Origin of the sequence: Stutzerimonas kirkiae (genome assembly GCF_004327335.1) — a bacterium.
Lineage (GTDB): Bacteria > Pseudomonadota > Gammaproteobacteria > Pseudomonadales > Pseudomonadaceae > Stutzerimonas > Stutzerimonas kirkiae.
Genome location: NZ_QJUO01000013.1, coordinates 22690 through 39965, shown reverse-complemented (window position 1 = coordinate 39965; position 17276 = coordinate 22690). Strand labels below are relative to the sequence as shown.

13 protein-coding genes are annotated in these 17276 nt (G+C 63.9%); 8 read left to right on the top strand and 5 right to left on the bottom strand.

From position 1 onward, the window contains the following. Window positions 1–153: 153 nt before the first annotated feature. The 5 genes from fadB (at window position 154) to DNJ95_RS09120 (ending at window position 7468) form a co-directional block, all read left to right on the top strand. A complete protein-coding gene (fadB, locus tag DNJ95_RS09140; protein WP_131184417.1) occupies window positions 154–2301 on the top strand; it encodes a fatty acid oxidation complex subunit alpha FadB in 2148 nt (715 codons plus the stop codon). 36 nt (window positions 2302–2337) lie between these two features. Then, window positions 2338–3513, top strand: coding sequence for an acetyl-CoA C-acyltransferase FadA (gene fadA / locus DNJ95_RS09135; protein ID WP_131184416.1), 1176 nt, complete (start codon window positions 2338–2340; stop codon window positions 3511–3513). Between the two features lie 132 nt (window positions 3514–3645). Further along, complete coding sequence (locus tag DNJ95_RS09130; RefSeq protein WP_131184415.1) at window positions 3646–3897, top strand: DUF1653 domain-containing protein; 252 nt, start codon at window positions 3646–3648, stop codon at window positions 3895–3897. Window positions 3898–3983: 86 nt separating this feature from the next. After that, window positions 3984–6587, top strand: a complete 2604-nt coding sequence (gene topA, locus DNJ95_RS09125; protein ID WP_131184414.1) for a type I DNA topoisomerase — start codon at window positions 3984–3986, stop codon at window positions 6585–6587. A gap of 371 nt (window positions 6588–6958) precedes the next feature. Continuing rightward, on the top strand, window positions 6959–7468 hold the full coding sequence (locus DNJ95_RS09120) for a DUF6586 family protein (protein WP_131184413.1): 510 nt from the start codon (window positions 6959–6961) through the stop codon (window positions 7466–7468). A gap of 60 nt (window positions 7469–7528) precedes the next feature. Here the strand turns inward: DNJ95_RS09120 and queE are convergent, their stop codons facing one another. Together queE and queC are read right to left on the bottom strand one after the other, a co-directional pair. Further along, window positions 7529–8164 (bottom strand): 7-carboxy-7-deazaguanine synthase, encoded by a 636-nt coding sequence (gene queE, locus DNJ95_RS09115; protein ID WP_131184412.1) that lies wholly within the window; start codon window positions 8162–8164, stop codon window positions 7529–7531. Further along, window positions 8161–8886 carry a 7-cyano-7-deazaguanine synthase QueC gene (gene queC / locus DNJ95_RS09110; protein ID WP_131184411.1) on the bottom strand — a complete coding sequence of 242 codons (726 nt, stop codon included), beginning with the start codon at window positions 8884–8886 and terminating at the stop codon, window positions 8161–8163. Before queC ends, queE begins: the two co-directional genes overlap by 4 nt. 696 nt (window positions 8887–9582) lie before the next feature. Here queC and queD point away from each other — a divergent pair. Then, a complete protein-coding gene (gene queD / locus DNJ95_RS09105) occupies window positions 9583–9939 on the top strand; it encodes a 6-carboxytetrahydropterin synthase QueD (protein ID WP_131184410.1) in 357 nt (118 codons plus the stop codon). 24 nt (window positions 9940–9963) lie between these two features. Here queD and DNJ95_RS09100 read toward each other — a convergent pair whose 3' ends face one another. The 3 genes from DNJ95_RS09100 to DNJ95_RS09090 form a co-directional block, all read right to left on the bottom strand. Then, window positions 9964–11238 carry an MFS transporter gene (locus tag DNJ95_RS09100; protein ID WP_420824391.1) on the bottom strand — a complete coding sequence of 425 codons (1275 nt, stop codon included), beginning with the start codon at window positions 11236–11238 and terminating at the stop codon, window positions 9964–9966. A gap of 144 nt (window positions 11239–11382) precedes the next feature. After that, on the bottom strand, window positions 11383–12420 hold the full coding sequence (locus DNJ95_RS09095) for an NADP(H)-dependent aldo-keto reductase (RefSeq protein WP_131184409.1): 1038 nt from the start codon (window positions 12418–12420) through the stop codon (window positions 11383–11385). 152 nt (window positions 12421–12572) lie between these two features. Next, window positions 12573–15020 (bottom strand): acyl-CoA dehydrogenase, encoded by a 2448-nt coding sequence (locus DNJ95_RS09090; RefSeq protein ID WP_131184408.1) that lies wholly within the window; start codon window positions 15018–15020, stop codon window positions 12573–12575. Window positions 15021–15248: 228 nt separating this feature from the next. On the opposite strand from DNJ95_RS09090, the gene DNJ95_RS09085 reads away from it, so the two are divergent. Then, entirely contained in the window at window positions 15249–16181 is a 933-nt protein-coding gene (locus tag DNJ95_RS09085) for an ABC transporter ATP-binding protein (protein WP_131184407.1), read from the top strand. After that, complete coding sequence (locus DNJ95_RS09080) at window positions 16178–16957, top strand: ABC transporter permease (protein ID WP_131184406.1); 780 nt, start codon at window positions 16178–16180, stop codon at window positions 16955–16957. Before DNJ95_RS09085 ends, DNJ95_RS09080 begins: the two co-directional genes overlap by 4 nt. Window positions 16958–17276: the final 319 nt, after the last annotated feature.

Sequence of the window (17276 nt, the reverse complement as noted above, 5' to 3'; positions counted from 1 at the left end):
TTCCTTAAAGGTGTGCTCACCTGAATCAAACGCTTGTATGAATCTGGCGTTTGCCTAGGCTCGTGTGCTCGTATCGATGCGGAGCGTGCCGGACAGGCTGATTTCATGTCCGAATTGCACGCAATGTTCAGTTTCCATCCTGGAGATCAGTTGATGATTTACGAAGGTAAAGCCATCACGGTTAAGACTCTTGAGAGTGGCATCGTCGAATTGAATTTCGACCTCAAGGGTGAGTCCGTCAATAAATTCAATAGCCTCACCTTGAACGAGCTACGCCAGGCCGTGGATGCCATCAAAGGCGATGCATCCATTACCGGCGTCATCGTCACCAGCGGCAAGGATGTCTTCGTCGTCGGTGCCGACATCAGCGAATTCGTCGACAACTTCAAGTTGCCCGACGAGCAACTGCATGCGCTGCTGCAAGAGGTCAACAGGACCTTCAGCGACTTCGAGGACCTGGACGTGCCCACGGTGGTGGCGATCAATGGCATCGCCCTGGGCGGTGGCCTGGAGGTGAGCCTTGCCGCCGACTTCCGCGTGGCGTCGAGCAATGCGCGTATCGGCCTGCCGGAAGTCAAGTTGGGCATCTATCCCGGTTTCGGCGGCACGGTGCGTCTACCGCGGCTGATCGGTGTGGACAATGCCATCGAGTGGATCGCCTCCGGCAAGGAGAACACCGCCGAGGAAGCGCTCAAGGTGCATGCCGTGGATGCCGTGGTCGAGCCTGGCAAACTGCGCGACGCCGCCCTCGACCTGGTACGCCGGGCGATCGCCGGCGAGCTGGATTTCAAGGCGCGCCGCCAGCCCAAGCTGGAGAAGCTCAAGCTCAATCCGATCGAGCAGATGATGGCTTTCGAAAGCAGCAAGGGCTATGTCGCCGGCAAGGCCGGGCCGAACTACCCGGCGCCGGTCGAAGCGATCAAGACCATCCAGAAGGCCGCCGGCTTCGGCCGTGAGAAGGCGCTGGAAGTGGAGGCGAGCGGTTTCGTCAAGCTGGCCAAGACCTCGGTTGCACAGAGCCTGGTTGGCCTGTTCCTCAGCGACCAGGAACTGAAGAAGAAGGCCAGGGCCTACGACAAGGCCGCACGCGAAGTGAAGCTCGCCGCGGTGCTGGGAGCCGGCATCATGGGCGGTGGTATCGCCTACCAGTCGGCCCTCAAGGGCACGCCGATCCTGATGAAGGATATCCGCGAGGAGGGCATCCAGGCCGGCCTGGCCGAGGCCTCCAAGCTGCTTGGCAAGCGGGTCGAGAAAGGCCGCCTGACGCCCGAGAAGATGGCCGAGGCACTCAATGCCATCCGCCCGACCATGTCCTATGGCGACTTCGCCAATGTCGACATCGTGGTCGAGGCGGTGGTCGAGAACCCCAGGGTCAAGAAGGCCGTGCTGGCCGAAGTGGAGGCGCAGGTGCGCGAGGACGCTATCATCGCCTCCAACACCTCGACCATCTCCATCAGCCTGCTGGCCGAAGCCCTCGAACGCCCGCAGAATTTCTGCGGCATGCACTTCTTCAACCCGGTGCACATGATGCCGCTGGTGGAAGTGATCCGTGGCGAGAAAACCAGCGAGCAGGCCATCGCCACCACCGTCGCCTATGCCAAGAAGATGGGCAAGAGCCCGGTGGTGGTCAACGACTGCCCGGGCTTCCTGGTCAACCGCGTGCTGTTCCCGTACTTCGGCGGCTTCGCCCGGCTGGTCAGCGCCGGCGTGGATTTCGTGCGGGTCGACAAGGTCATGGAGAAGTTCGGCTGGCCGATGGGCCCGGCCTACCTGATGGACGTGGTCGGTATAGATACCGCCCACCATGCCCGCGATGTCATGGCGGAAGGCTTCCCCGAGCGCATGAAGGACGCGCGCAAGACCGCCGTGGATGCCCTGTACGAGGCCAACCGCCTGGGCCAGAAGAACGGTAAGGGCTTCTATGTCTATGAAGTGGACAAGCGCGGCAAGCCGGCCAAGGTGGTCGACGGCAGCGTGCAGGCGGTGCTGGCGCCGATCGTCTACGAGCCGCGCGAGGTGACGGACGAGGACATCATCAACTTCATGATGATCCCGCTGTGCCTGGAGGCGGTACGCTGCCTGGAGGACGGCATCGTCGAGAGCGCCGCCGAGGCGGACATGGGCCTGATCTACGGCATCGGCTTCCCGCCGTTCCGTGGCGGCGCGTTGCGCTATATCGACGCCATCGGCGTGGCCGAGTTCGTCGCCCTGGCCGATCGTTATGCCGACCTCGGCGCCCTGTACCAGCCGACCGCGAAGCTGCGCGAGATGGCTGCCAATGGCCAGCGCTTTTACGGTTAATAGCCCCGCCAGGGTTAAACGAGTGAGAACGAAGATATGAGCCTGAATCCAAGAGATGTCGTCATCGTCGACTTCGGCCGCACCCCGATGGGCCGCTCGAAGGGCGGCATGCACCGCAATACCCGTGCCGAGAGTCTGTCGGCGAACCTGATCGAAGGCGTACTGGCACGCAACCCCAAGGTCGATCCGGCCGAGGTGGAGGATGTGATCTGGGGCTGCGTCAACCAGACCCTGGAGCAGGGCTGGAACATCGCCCGCATGGCCTCGCTGCTGACGCGCATCCCGCACACCAGCGCGGCGCAGACCGTCAGCCGCCTGTGCGGCTCTTCCATGAGCGCACTGCACACCGCCGCCCAGGCGATCCAGACCGGCAACGGCGATGTGTTCATCGTCGGTGGTGTCGAGCACATGGGCCACGTCGGCATGATGCATGGCGTCGACGCCAACCCGCAGTTGTCGCTGCATGCGGCCAAGGCCTCGGGGATGATGGGGCTGACCGCGGAAATGCTCGGCAAGATGCATGGCATCACCCGCGAGGCGCAGGACCAGTTCGCCTACCGCTCGCACCAACTGGCCTGGAAAGCGACCCAGGAAGGCAAGTTCAAGGACGAGATCATCCCGCTGGAAGGGCACGACGAGCAGGGCTTCCTGCGGCGTTTCGAGCATGACGAGACGATCCGCCCGGACACCACCCTGGAAGGCCTGGCGGCACTCAAGCCGGTGTTCAACCCCAAGGGCGGCACCGTGACCGCGGGGACATCCTCGCAGATCACCGATGGTGCCTCCTGCATGATCGTCATGAGCGCACAGCGGGCCAGGGACCTGGGGCTGGAGCCGCTGGCGGTGGTACGTTCGATGGCGGTGGCCGGGGTCGACCCGGCGATCATGGGCTATGGCCCTGTGCCGGCGACGCAGAAGGCGCTGAAACGTGCCGGCCTGAGTATCGGCGACATCGACTTCGTCGAGTTGAACGAAGCTTTCGCGGCCCAGGCGCTGCCGGTGCTGAAGGACCTGAAACTGCTCGACAGGATGGACCAGGCGGTCAACCTGCACGGCGGTGCGATTGCCCTCGGGCACCCGTTCGGCTGCTCTGGCGCGCGGATATCCGGTACGCTGCTCAACGTCATGAAGCAGAATGGCGGTACCCTTGGGGTGGCGACCATGTGTATTGGCCTCGGGCAGGGCATCAGTACGGTATTCGAACGGGTGTAACCTGTTCGTGTCCGATCGACCGGGGCCTCGTGCCCCGGTTTTCATTTGTGCCGGGAGCGGGTTGGCCCGCGAAATCACTGGCAATGGCCAATCGTGATCCAGTCTTCATTTTTCCGTATCAGGGAGTTTCCCATGTGTATCGAGCCGGGCCTCTATCGTCATTACAAGGGGCCGCACTACCGCGTATTCGCCGTGGCGCGGCACTCCGAGACGGAGGAGGAGGTCGTGTTCTACCAGGCGTTATACGGTGATTTCGGTTTCTGGGTACGTCCGCTTTCGATGTTTCTGCAGCAGGTCGAGGTCGATGGCGAGCGGCTACCGCGCTTCGCCCTGATCGAGGCAGAAAGTGGCCGATTGCAGGCCGACCAAGACCCGCATGCTTGACCTGAGCTCTCTCGCCACTATATATAGCGGTGCTTTTCCGGCGCCCGACGCCTTTTCGCTCTCTCGATTCAGGAACCTTCCTCCCCATGGGTAAATCGCTGGTCATCGTGGAATCACCGGCCAAGGCCAAGACCATCAACAAGTATTTGGGCAACCAGTACGTGGTGAAGTCGAGTATCGGCCATATCCGCGACCTTCCCACCAGCGGTTCGGGCAGCAAGGAGCCGGCCAAGCGCGGCAAGGCCGCGAGCGCCGAGGGGCCGGCCCTGTCGGCGAAGGAGAAGGCCAAGCGGCAACTGTTCACGCGCATGGGCATCGACCCCGAGCATGGCTGGAAGGCCCGCTACGAAATCCTGCCCGGCAAGGAAAAGGTCATCGACGAGTTGCGGCGCCTGGCCAAGGATGCCGACACCATCTATCTCGCGACCGACTTGGACAGAGAGGGGGAGGCCATCGCCTGGCACCTGCGCGAGTCCATCGGTGGTGATGACAGCCGCTACAAGCGCGTGGTGTTCAACGAGATCACCAAGAAGGCCATCCAGGAAGCCTTCGCCCATCCGGGCGACCTGGACATCAACCGGGTCAATGCGCAGCAGGCGCGGCGTTTCCTCGACCGGGTGGTCGGCTACATGGTCTCGCCGCTGTTGTGGGCGAAGATCGCCCGCGGGCTTTCCGCCGGCCGCGTGCAGTCGGTGGCGGTGAAGCTGGTGGTCGAGCGCGAGAAGGAAATCCGTGCCTTCATTCCCGAGGAGTACTGGGAAGTGCATGCCGACCTGGGCACCGCCAAGGGCGCCAAGGTGCGTTTCGAAGTGGCCCGTGAGCGCGGCGAAGCGTTCAAGCCGCTCAACGAGGCCCAGGCCCAGGCGGCCCTGGCCAAGCTCAAGGCGTCGGGCTACAGCGTCGCCCGCCGCGAGGACAAGCCGACCAGTAGCAAGCCATCGGCCCCTTTCACCACTTCCACCCTGCAACAGGCTGCCAGTACGCGCCTGGGCTTCGGTGTGAAGAAGACCATGATGATGGCCCAGCGCCTCTACGAAGCCGGCTACATCACCTATATGCGTACCGACTCGACCAACCTGTCGGACGATGCCGTGTCCATGGTGCGCGGCTTCATCGAGGGCGAGTATGGCGACAAGTACCTGCCCGGCAAGCCCAACGTCTACAGTAGCAAGGAAGGCGCCCAGGAGGCGCACGAGGCGATCCGCCCGTCCGATGTCAACCTGCGGCCCTCGCAGCTGTCCGGCATGGAGCGCGATGCCGAGCGCCTGTACGAGTTGATCTGGCGCCAGTTCGTGGCCTGCCAGATGCCGCCGGCGCAATACCTGTCGACCACCGTCAGCGTCGTTGCCGGCGACTTCGAGCTGCGTGCCAAGGGGCGCATTCTCAGGTTCGATGGCTTTACCCGGGTCCAGCCGCCGCAGGGCAAGGCGGGCGAGGACGATGTGCTACCGGAAATGACCGAAGGCGAGTTGCTCAAGCTGCTCAAGCTCGACCCCAGCCAGCACTTCACCAAGCCGCCGGCGCGCTTTTCCGAAGCGAGCCTGGTCAAGGAGCTGGAGAAGCGCGGCATCGGTCGCCCGTCGACCTATGTGGCGATCATTTCGACCATCCAGGAGCGCGGCTACGTCACCGTGCACAACCGGCGTTTCTATGCCGAGAAGATGGGCGATATCGTCGCCGAGCGCCTCAGCGAGAGCTTCGCCAACCTGATGGACTACGGCTTTACCGCCGGCATGGAGGAGCAGCTCGATGATGTCGCCCAGGGCGAGCGCCAGTGGAAGCACCTGCTGGACGAGTTCTACAAGGACTTCAAGCACAAGCTGGAGATCGCCGAGTCCAGCGAGACCGGCATGCGCGCCAACCAGCCGACCCTGACCGACATCCCGTGCAAGGCCTGTGGCCGGCCGATGATGATCCGTACCGCCTCGACCGGGGTGTTCCTCGGCTGCTCGGGCTACAGCCTGCCGCCCAAGGAACGCTGCAAGTCCACCGTCAACCTGATTCCGGGCGACGAGATCGCCGCCGACGACGAGGGCGAATCGGAATCCCGCGTGCTGCTGGGCAAGCGCCGTTGCCCGATCTGCAGCACCGCGATGGACGCCTACCTGCTGGATGAGCGGCACAAGCTGCATATCTGCGGCAACAACCCGGACTGCACCGGCTACGAGGTCGAGGAAGGGCAGTACCGGATCAAGGGCTATGAAGGGCCGAGCCTGGAGTGCGACAAGTGCGGCAGCGAGATGCAGCTCAAGTCCGGGCGTTTCGGCAAGTTCTTCGGCTGCACCAACCCCCAGTGCAAGAACACCCGCAAGCTGCTGAAGAATGGCGAAGCCGCACCGCCGAAGATGGATGCGGTGAAGATGCCCGAGCTGCGTTGCGAGAAGGTCGACGATAACTATGTGCTGCGCGACGGCGCCTCGGGGCTGTTCCTGGCCGCCAGCCAGTTCCCGAAGAATCGCGAGACGCGCGCGCCGCTGGTGATCGAGCTGCTGCCGCACCGCGACGAGATCGATCCGAAGTATCACTTCCTGCTGGATGCCCCGCAGCGCGATCCGGAAGGGCGCCCGGCGGTCATCCGTTTCAGCCGCAAGACCAAGGAGCAGTACGTGCAGACCGAGGTCGAGGGCAAGCCGACCGGCTGGAAGGCTTTCCATGACGGCTCGAAGTGGAAGGTAGAGGACAAGCGCTGAGGCGCCTGCCTCCGGGTCGCATAGGTTGGGCGATCGCGCTATGCCGTTACTCATCGGAAAGGGGCTTCGGTAAAAGCGCTGGAGGCTGGAAAACTGGACGAAAAACACCGGTTGCCACGCTCTTTCGTCCAGTCTAAAGCCTTCCAGCGCTCTTTTCGGCGCTTTGCCGCGCATAGCGCGATCGCCCTGGCCGCATAGGGCGCTGCCGATACGGGCGAGCTGTAGGATATTGGGGCCTCAGTTCGCCCAGGCTGTGTGGGCGGCCTCCGGCTTTTCCCTTCGTGGTTGCCGTTTCTGTCTTTCCCGTCTCTGGTATTCGAAGCACTGCCGAGGCATGCTGAGAGTCATTACCGTCTGGAGGATTGCAAGGCATGGCCAACGAACGCTACACGCGTACCAACCAGAAGCTCCATTTTGCCAGCCTGGCGCTGGAGCGCTGGCAACATGCTCTGGCGCAGGGCGATAGCACGCAGCAGGCCGCCGAGCGCGAGACCAGCCTGCTGCACCTGTATGGCGCGTTGCTGGGGCTGTGCCATGAGGTGGGTGGCTTCTATCGCGTGGCGGGCGCCGAAGCGAGTTCGGTCGAGGCGATTCTCAAGCGACCGCTGCTGCAAGCGGCACCGATTCCGGAATTGGCGGAACTGCTGGAGCTGGCGGAGCACCCGGATACCTGGCTGGCGCTGTTGCTGCGCGGCCATGCGGCATTGTTCCTGCCCCTGCGGCCCGCGCCCAAGGTCCGCCAGGACGTGACGCAGCCGTTGATCGAGGCCGTTACGCTGGAGCCGGCCAGCGACGAGCTGTCGCTCGAGGATGTCCAGGACTGGCGCCAGCAACTCAGGGAACTGGTGCTGCGCTTTCGCGAAGGGATGAACGAGTGCTGAGGGCAGCGGCAAGCCACGAGCGATAAGCTGCAAGCGAAGACAAGGAGGGATGCTTCCCGCTCAGGGGATCATCAGGATCTTGTGCTGCTGCAGGCCGAGCCGCCATTGCGGGTGGGACTTGCAGTAGTCGATGGCATCCAGGGTGTTCTGCTGCCTGCCGTGCGCATCCATCGGCTGCAGGTAGAACACCTCGAAGTCCAGTGCCTCGAACCGGTCCGGCATGGCGTCGTGCTGCGGGTAGACCAGTTTCAGCTCATTGCCGCGGGTGATGAGCAGTTCGGCGCTGGATTTCGGGCTGACGCAGACCCAGTCGATGCCGTCCGGCAGGGCGAGGGTACCGTTGGTCTCGACCGCGATGGTGAACCCCCGCGCATGCAAGGCATCGGTGAGCGCCTGGTCGACCTGCAGCAGCGGCTCTCCACCCGTCAGTACCACGTATTTGTTGCGGGCAGCGTGCCCTGGCCACTGCGCATCGATGGCGCTGGCGAGCGCTTCGGCCTGCCTGAACTTGCCGCCGCCAGGCCCGTCGGTGCCGATGAAGTCGGTGTCGCAGAAGCGGCAGATGGACGTGCCGCGGTCCCGCTCCCGTCCCGACCACAGGTTGCAGCCGCTGAAGCGGCAGAACACCGCCGGGCGGCCGGCCTGGGCGCCTTCGCCTTGCAGGGTGTAGAAGATTTCCTTGACGCTGTAGGTCATTCCGGCGCGTCCTGCGGGGCGGTTGGCAGCCCTGCGGCATACTGCTGGTAGCCGGATTTCCTCAACTGGCAGGCGGGGCAGGTGCCGCAGCCATAGCCCCAGGCGTGGCGCTGCCCGCGCTCGCCCAGGTAGCAGGTGTGGGTTTCCTCGCGGATGAGTTCGACGAAATCGTTACCGCCCAGTTGCCCGGCCAGTTCCCAGGTCCGGTTCTTGTCCAGCCACATCAGCGGCGTCTCGATCAGCAGGGCGCTGTCCATGCCCAGGCTCAGGGAGACCTGCAGGGCCTTCAGGGTGTTGTCCCGGCAATCCGGGTAGCCCGAGTAGTCCGTTTCGCACATGCCGCCCACCAGCACGCTGATGCCGCGCCGGTAGGCCAGCGCCGCGGCGAAGGTGAAGAACAGCAGGTTGCGCCCCGGCACGAAGGTGTTGGGCAGGCCGTTCTGCTCGAACTCGATCGCCTTCTCGGAGGTCATGGCCGTTTCGCTGATCTGCCCCAGCAGCTTCAGGTCAAGGAAATGATCATCCCCCAGCCTGTCCCGCCATGCCGGGTAGCGCTGGCGCAGGCGCTGGAGAATCCTTTGCCGGCAGGCGAGCTCCACGCTATGGCGCTGGCCGTAGTCGAAGCCGATGGTTTCGACCCGCTCGTAGCGGTCGAGGGCCCAGGCCAGGCAGGTGGTGGAGTCCTGCCCGCCGGAAAAGAGGACCAGGGCGCGTTTGTGCATGATGTCTCCGCCTGCCTTGCAAGGTCGCCGTGTGGTGGAAGTCGTGTACTGGGGCCGTTTCAGGGGCGGCAATGCTACCGCAGATGCCTGGCGAGGTCATTGCGTCCGGCCAGGTGATCCTGTGTCGTTGCGCAATATGAAGGTTGAAACTGGATTGGCAATTTTGTTTCTGGTCGATAAAGCGTGCCGCGTGATCTCTGATGCGGCGTTCCTGTGCGAATGCCAGCTACTTTCGGCGCTGCCTGAAAGAGCGAGAGCGGGTGAGCCGACGACCGTGGCGCCTGGGTTCCCGCCTGCGCGGGAACGACGAGGCTGGCTTTTTCTCGCAGTCGCCTCGGTATTCGCCGCGAGCCCGGCCAGCCCCTCGTAGCAACCTTCGCCGACAGGGATGTCGGCGAAGAGCGCCCCTTGTTCATATGGGCGACGGGTTCATGCGTGTTGCGTAGAGGGGCTGGTAGGGTTCGCGACAGCACGGACGCCAGCACAACGAAAACGGTCGATGGCCAGCCACAGACTTACTTGCCAATCCGGTCGCAATGAGCTTCCCGGCACGCATGCCCCGATTACCCTGTGCGCTACTGGGATAGCGCAACGCAAGCCCGTCGTTCTGATGCATAATCGCGGCCTTTTTCAGATCCTCCGATCCTGCCTTTCGGCGGGTCTTTGCACAAGGCGGTCCAGCGGGACGAGGTTTGCATGGAAATCTATAAAGAATTCACCTTCGAAGCGGCACACAAGCTGCCGAACGTACCCGATGGCCACAAATGCGGGCGTCTGCATGGGCATTCGTTCCGGGTGGCGATCCATGTGCAGGGGCCTTTGGACCCGGTGCTGGGCTGGGTCATGGATTTTTCCGATATCAAGGCTATCTTCCGGCCGGTCTACGAGCAGCTCGACCATCATTACCTGAACGATATCCCCGGGCTGGAAAACCCCACCAGCGAGGTGCTGGCCGAGTGGCTCTGGGGCCGGTTGAAGCCCCTGTTGCCGGGGCTTTCGCGTATCCGCGTGCATGAAACCTGCACCAGCGGCTGCGAATACACCGGGGATTAGCCGCCAGTCCCGGTGCCGTCCGTTTCAAGCTTCAGGCTTATGGCTGCCTCTATCCGGGCTGGCCTGTTCGAAGCGGTCGATCTGGCGCAGTGGTTTGAACCAGAGCATCCAGGTCGCGACGATGCCGATGGAACAGAGGCTGCCGAGCACGGCGGCGGGCACCACGCCGAGCCAGGCGGCGCTGCTGCCGGCGCGGAACTCGCCGAGTTCGTTGGAAGAGCCGATGAACAGCATGTTCACCGCATTGACCCGGCCACGCATGTTGTCGGGGGTGGAGAACTGGATCAGCGAAGAGCGGATATAGACGCTGACCATGTCGGCGGCGCCAGCCACCAGCAGGGCGGCGAAGGAAAGCCAGAATAGCGTGGACAGGGCGAATATCAGGTTGGCCAGGCCGAAGAGGGCGACTGCGCCGAACATGGTGAGGCCGACCTTGCGGTTGAAAGGGTGCAGGCTCAGGTACAGGCCCATGGCGATTTCGCCGATGGCGATGGCGCTGCGCAGGGCGCCGAGCCCTTGCGGGCCGACTTGCAGGACATCCTGGGCATAGATCGGCAGCAGGGCGATGACGCCTCCCAGCAGGACGGCGAACAGGTCCAGGGAGATGGTGCCGAGGATGATCGGGCGGTTGCGGATGAAGTGAATGCCCGCGGTGAAGCGCTCCCAGGCGCCACTTCCGGCTTTCTCGATCTTGTCGGCGAAGCGCACCGGTACCCATATCAGCAGCAGCAGCCCCAGCAGGAAGGCGGTCATGCACAGCCCGTAGGTGAGGGCGCCGCCGCCCCAGGCGTACAGGCCGCCGCCGAACAGCGGGCCGAGGATGCTGGCGCCACGCATGATCATGCTGTTGGCGGCGATGGCCGCGGCCAGTTGTTCGCGTGGAACGATCTGCGGCAGCAGGCTTTGCAGGGCCGGCCCGGTGAAGGCACGGGCACAGCCGAACAGGGCCAGTACGGCGTAGATCGCCAGGGGATTCTGTGCATCGGTGAATGACAGCCAGGCCAGCAATGCCGCGCAGATCGCCTCGACACCCCAACTGATGGCCAGGATCGGTTTGCGCGCATAGCGGTCGATCAGGTCGCCCGCCGGCATCAGCAGCAGCACCATGGGAATGAACTGCGCCAGGCCGACATAGGCCAGCGACAGCGGGTCGCGGGTCATTTCGTAGACCTGCCAGGCGACCACCACCGCCTGTATCTGGATCGCGCCGACGGCGACCATGCGGCCGATCAGGAAGGGCAGGAAGCCCGGGTGGCGGTAGACGCTTGCAGGTTTCGTGGTGCTGGAAAGGCTGGACAATTCGGGGCTCGCGGCAGGGTGTTCTGGTTGTGGGAGAAGCAGTTGGAAACTGGAAGGTTCACATGCGCCATGCGCATCCTGCAATGGCCTCCGCTTCCAGCCTATGGCTACGCCTACCGGTTCAAATACGTTGAAAGCATGGCCTCAAGGTGCCGGGTTGGGTTGCGACAGGTGGAGCGCTTCCAGTTCGTCGAGCAGTGCCGGGCTCAGCTCGACCTGCGTGCTCGCCAGGTTGCTGGCGAGCTGCTCGAGGCTGGTGGCGCCGATGATGTTGCTGGTGACGAAGGGCCGGCTGGTGACGTAGGCCAGCGCCAGTTGCGCCGGGTCGAGGCCGTACCGGTGGGCCAGCTCGACATAGCGCGGCACTATCCGTTCGACTTGCGGGTTGTTGTAGCGCTGGAAGCGCTCGAACAGGGTCAGCCGACCATTGGCCGGGCGGGCGCCGTCCAGGTACTTGCCGGAGAGTACGCCGAACGCCAGGGGCGAGTAGGCCAGCAGGCCGACCTGCTCGCGCAGGGATATTTCCGCCAGGCCGACCTCGAAGCTGCGATTGAGCAGGTTGTAGGGGTTCTGGATGGATACCACGCGCGGCCAGCCGCGGCTTTGCGCCAGGTGCAGGAAGCGCTGGACGCCCCATGGGGTTTCGTTGGACAGGCCGATATGGCGGATCTTGCCGGCGTCGACCAGCTCGGCGAGCACCTCCAGGGTGTCCTCGATGGCGACGAAGCTATCGTCCGGGTCGTACTTGAAGCCCAGCTCGCCGAAGAAGTTGGTCTTGCGATCCGGCCAGTGCAGTTGGTAGAGGTCCAGGTAGTCGGTGTTCAGGCGTTGCAGGCTGGCATCCAGGGCGGCGGTGATATTGGCGCGGTCCAGGCGCGGGTTGCCGTCGCGGATATGCTCCATGCGGCCGGGGCCGGCCACCTTGCTGGCCAGTATCCAGTCGGCACGGTCGCCGAAGCGGCGGAAGTAGTTGCCGATGATGCGTTCGGTGGCGCCATAGGTTTCGCCTCCCGGCGGTACCGGGTACATCTCCGCGGTGTCCAGGGTGTTGACGCCGGCATCCTTGGCCAGGCGGATCTGTTCGAAGGCCTCGGCCTCGGTGTTCTGCTCACCCCAGGTCATGGTGCCGAGGGTGATGGCGCTGAGCTTGAGGTCGGTACGTCCAAGCGGGCGGTATTGCATGACAGGCTCCTGTGCAAAGGCAGACGTAATATTACGACCATCGCATAAAGTTTTCTTCTTTTTATGCGAGTGGTGCCAGCGCGGAATGGGCTTCCGTCGGATGAGGATGCGCGGCCAAGGCCATTCCGGGCGCTCTTTGCGATTGCAATGGCTTACCGTGAGTCATCGTCGGGCCGTTGCAGTTCGGCCTTGTCGAAATCGTCCACGTCGATGACCTTGCGCCGTGCCGCCTCTGCGGCATGGACGAGCCTGGCTTCCTCCTCGCCGAGCAGACCGGCCCGCTGTGCCGCGAGGACTGTGTCTTCTCCCGGCGCCGGTTGGACATCGCCGCGCTTGAGCGCCTGTTGCAGCTTGCGCAGGGTGTCGCGCTGGGCATGCAACTGCTCGAACGCCAGCTTCAAGGCGCCCAGGGGCTGCTGATCCGACTGCGGGCGGTAGACGCCTTCGAGTATCTGTTCCAGCGCCGGGTCGCCTTCCGCACGGCCGAGGATTTGCGCAACCTGCGCATCCAACTGGTCGGAGGGGCCGTTGTGGCGCGCGCCGAGAGGGAACACCAGCAGATGCAGCAGACAGCCCAGCGTCTTGTTGGGGAAGTTCTGCAGGACGCCGGCCAGCGCCTGTTCCGCCTTGTGCAGGCAGTCTTCCAGGCTCCAGCGCAGTAGCGCTTCCTGTTCGCTCGGGTAGCCCAGGTCGTGGTAGCGCTTGAGCGCGGCGGAAGCCAGGTAGAGGTGGCTGAGGGCGTCGCCCAGGCGAGCGGAAAGGCGTTCGCGGCGCTTGAGCTCGCCGCCGAGCAGCATCATCGACAGGTCGGCGAGCATGGCGAAGGCGGCGGCCAGGCGATCCAGCGCCCGGAAATAGGGGCGTGTCAGCGCATTGCCGGGGGCGTTGCCGAGCTTGCCCAGGGTCAGCCCGAGCACCAGGGTGCTGGCGCTGTTGCCGATGGCGAAACCGATATGCTGCAGCAGCAACTCGTCGAAGCGGGCGACGGCGCGTTCGCGGTCCGGCTCGTTGGCCAGCTCCATCTCCTTGAGTACGAAGGGATGGCAGCGGATGGCGCCCTGGCCGAAGATCATCAGGTTGCGCGAAAGGATATTGGCGCCTTCGACGGTGATCGAGATCGGCGCCGACAGCCACAGGCGCCCCAGGTAGTTGCTGGGGCCGAGGATGATGGCCTTGCCGCCGTGGATATCCATGGCATCGCGGATGCACTCGCGGCCACGTTCGGTCAGGTGGTACTTGAGGATGGCCGAGAGCACCGAGGGCTTTTCCCCCAGGTCCACCGCGTTGGCGGTGAGGATGCGCGCGCTGTCCATCAGCCAGGCGTTGCCGCCGATGCGCGCCAGGGGCTCCTGGATACCCTCGAAGGCGGCCAGCGGCACGCCGAACTGTTCGCGGATGCTCGCGTAGCGCCCGGATACGTAGCTGCAGGTCTTGGCGGCGCTGACGCCAGTGGCCGGCAGGGAGATGGAGCGGCCGACGGACAGGCAGTTCATCAGCATCATCCAGCCTTTGCCGATCATTTCCTGCCCGCCGATGATGGCTTCCAGGGGTACGAAGACATCCTTGCCCCAGTTCGGACCGTTCATGAAGGCCGCGCCCAGTGGCAGGTGGCGGCGGCCGATGCTGACGCCGGCGGTATCGGTGGGGATCAGCGCCAGGCTGATGCCCAGTTCGCTTTCCCCGCCCAGCAGGTGCTCGGGGTCGTAGGTCTTGAAGGCGAGGCCGAGCAGGGTGGCCACCGGGCCGAGGGTGATATAGCGCTTTTCCCAGTTCAGGCGCAGGCCGAGCACTTCCTCGCCCTGCCATTGCCCTTTGCAGATCACCCCGCTGTCGGTCATGGCGCCGGCGTCCGAGCCGGCGTAGGGGCCGGTCAGGGCGAAGCAGGGGATATCGCTGCCGTTGGCCAGGCGCGGCAGGTAATGATTACGCTGCGCCTCGGTGCCGTAGTGCAGCAGCAGTTCCGCCGGACCGAGGGAGTTGGGCACCATCACGGTGCTGGCCAGGTCGCCGCTGCGGGTCGCCAGTTTCATCACGATCTGCGAGTGGGCATAGGCGGAGAAGCCCTTGCCGCCGTATTCCTTGGGGATGATCAGGGCGAAGAAACCGTGGGTCTTGATGAAGTCCCAGGCCTCGGGCGGCAGGTCCAGGCGCTGGCTGACATCCCATTCGTCGACCAGCGCACAGAGGGCTTCGGTGGGGCCGTCGAGGAAGGCCTGTTCTTCATCCGTGAGCCTGGCCGCCGGGTAGCCGAGCAGTGTGTCCCAGTCCGGTCGACCGCTGAAGAGCTGGCCGTCCCACCAGACGCTGCCGGCTTCTATGGCATCGCGCTCGGTGGCGGAAATCGGCGGCAGGACTTTCCTGAACCAGTCGAACATTGGTCCGCTGAAGTATTTCCGCCTCAGGTTCGTAGCGAACAGTGGAATGGCCACGACCGCCAGGACCAGCCAAAGGATGAACATGAGCCAGACCGGCCCGCCATCGCATGATCCCATCAGCAGCAGATAGGCGGCGATGGCTCCCAGGATCGGACGAGCACCAAGGCGCAGGTGGGCGAGCACGGCACTGCCCAGTAGCAGAACCAGTAACCAGATCAGCGACATGCAGTTCCTCTCCTCGAATGGGTGGGCCGGTATCCGGCGTTTCATGGACCTTGCCATGAAACGCCGGGGCTTCCCCAGTGGACAGGCACTCCAGGCAGGAAGTTCTCGGCTCACCGTCGAGCATGGGTGGCCCGCGCTTCCGGCAAAGAGCTGGTCATTTCCGGTTGCAATTGCCGCGGGCCGCCCCCATTTACCTGCGATCTTTCTGCATGACGCGTGCGTGTCTTTATGAGTTCCGCTCTCTCCATCCGCCAGTTGACCAAGACCTACGGCAACGGCTTCCAGGCCCTCAAGGGCATCGACCTGGACGTGGCCGAAGGCGATTTCTTCGCCTTGCTCGGACCCAACGGGGCTGGCAAGTCGACCACCATTGGCATCCTGTCGACCCTGGTGAACAAGACCTCCGGCAATGTCGAGGTATTCGGCCACGACCTCGACCGCGATCCTGCCGGGCTCAAGCGCTGCCTGGGCGTGGTGCCGCAGGAGTTCAACTTCAACCAGTTCGAGAAGGCTTTCGACATCCTCGTGACCCAGGCTGGCTACTACGGCATTCCCGCCCGCGTGGCCAAGGAGCGCGCCGAGCGCTACCTGCGCGAGCTGGGCCTGTGGGACAAGCGCAACGTGCCCTCGCGCATGCTCTCGGGCGGCATGAAGCGCCGCCTGATGATCGCCAGGGCGCTGATCCACCAGCCGCGCCTGTTGATCCTCGACGAGCCGACGGCCGGGGTGGATATCGAATTGCGCCGTTCGATGTGGAGCTTCCTCACCGGGCTGAACCGCGAGGGCATCACCATCATCCTCACCACCCATTACCTGGAGGAGGCCGAGCAACTGTGCCGCAACATCGGCATCATCGACCGCGGCGAGATCGTCAGGAACACCAGCATGCGTGAATTGCTCAGGCAACTGCATGTGGAAACCTTCCTGCTCGACCTGAGGGATTCCCGGGTCGTGGCCCCCGACCTCGGCGGCTATGCCGCGCGCTTGGTCGACCCGCACACGCTGGAGGTACAGGTGGACAAGGAGCAGGGCGTTACCGAGTTGTTCCGCCTGCTGGCGGCCCAGGGCATCGAGGTGAGCAGCCTGCGCAACAAGACCAACCGGCTGGAGGAGCTGTTCGTGTCGATGGTGCAGAACAATCTGTCGAAGGTGGCCCCATGAAGCCGGAACTGAAGGACAACCTGGTTGCACTGAACACCATCGCCTACCGGGAGATCCGCCGCTATATCCGCATCTGGCCACAGACGTTGCTGCCCCCGGCGATCACCATGGTGCTGTATTTCGTCATCTTCGGCAGCCTGATCGGCGCGCGTATCGGCGAGATGGACGGTTTCAGCTATACCCAGTACATCGTGCCGGGGCTGATCATGATGTCGGTGATCACCAACGCCTATAGCAACGTGGTGTCGAGCTTCTTCAGCACCAAGTTCCATCGCTCCATCGAGGAACTGCTGGTGTCGCCGGTGTCGCCCCATGTGATCGTCATCGGCTATGCCCTGGGCGGCATTACCCGGGGGCTGGCGGTGGCCTTTATCGTCACGCTGCTGTCGCTGTTTTTCACCGAGCTGCAGGTACACCACCTGGGCGTGACCTTGCTGGTGATCGTGCTGACGGCGACGGTGTTTTCCCTCGGCGGGATGATCAACGCGGTGTTCGCGCGCAATTTCGACGATATCTCCATCGTGCCGACCTTCGTCCTGACGCCGCTGACCTACCTGGGCGGGGTGTTCTATTCGATCCATATGCTGCCGCCGTTCTGGCAGAGCCTGTCGCTGGCCAACCCGATCCTGCATATGGTCAATGCTTTCCGCTACGGCATCCTCGGCGTTTCCGACATCCATATCGGCACTGCCATCACTTTCATGCTGGCGGCGGTACTGGTGCTGTACCTGGTGACGGTAGGCTTGCTCAAGCGTGGCAGGGGCATGCGGCAGTAGTCCGGACTCTGTATCGGGAAAGGCGCGCTACCCAGGGGTTGTTGCGATCGGATTGGCAAGTAAGTCTGTGGCTGGCCATCGACCGTTTTCGTTGTGCTGGCGTCCGTGCTGTCGCGAACCCGACCAGCCCCTCTACGCAACACGCATGAACCCGTCGCCCATATGAACAAGGGGCGCTCTTCGCCGACATCCCTGTCGGCGAAGGTTGCTACGAGGGGCTGGCCGGGCTCGCGGCGAATACCGAGGCGACTGCGAGAAAAAGCCAGCCTCGTCGTTCCCGCGCAGGCGGGAACCCAGGCGCCACGGTCGTCGGCTCACC

What these genes read in the sequence shown, in the direction of transcription:
- fadB (WP_131184417.1), top strand. Translation starts at nt 154, where the DNA reads ATGATTTACGAAGGTAAAGCCATCACGGTTAAGACTCTTGAGAGTGGC.
- fadA (WP_131184416.1), top strand. Translation starts at nt 2,338, where the DNA reads ATGAGCCTGAATCCAAGAGATGTCGTCATCGTCGACTTCGGCCGCACC.
- DNJ95_RS09130 (WP_131184415.1), top strand. Translation starts at nt 3,646, where the DNA reads ATGTGTATCGAGCCGGGCCTCTATCGTCATTACAAGGGGCCGCACTAC.
- topA (WP_131184414.1), top strand. Translation starts at nt 3,984, where the DNA reads ATGGGTAAATCGCTGGTCATCGTGGAATCACCGGCCAAGGCCAAGACC.
- DNJ95_RS09120 (WP_131184413.1), top strand. Translation starts at nt 6,959, where the DNA reads ATGGCCAACGAACGCTACACGCGTACCAACCAGAAGCTCCATTTTGCC.
- queE (WP_131184412.1), bottom strand. Translation starts at nt 8,164, where the DNA reads ATGACCTACAGCGTCAAGGAAATCTTCTACACCCTGCAAGGCGAAGGC.
- queC (WP_131184411.1), bottom strand. Translation starts at nt 8,886, where the DNA reads ATGCACAAACGCGCCCTGGTCCTCTTTTCCGGCGGGCAGGACTCCACC.
- queD (WP_131184410.1), top strand. Translation starts at nt 9,583, where the DNA reads ATGGAAATCTATAAAGAATTCACCTTCGAAGCGGCACACAAGCTGCCG.
- DNJ95_RS09095 (WP_131184409.1), bottom strand. Translation starts at nt 12,420, where the DNA reads ATGCAATACCGCCCGCTTGGACGTACCGACCTCAAGCTCAGCGCCATC.
- DNJ95_RS09090 (WP_131184408.1), bottom strand. Translation starts at nt 15,020, where the DNA reads ATGTCGCTGATCTGGTTACTGGTTCTGCTACTGGGCAGTGCCGTGCTC.
- DNJ95_RS09085 (WP_131184407.1), top strand. Translation starts at nt 15,249, where the DNA reads ATGAGTTCCGCTCTCTCCATCCGCCAGTTGACCAAGACCTACGGCAAC.
- DNJ95_RS09080 (WP_131184406.1), top strand. Translation starts at nt 16,178, where the DNA reads ATGAAGCCGGAACTGAAGGACAACCTGGTTGCACTGAACACCATCGCC.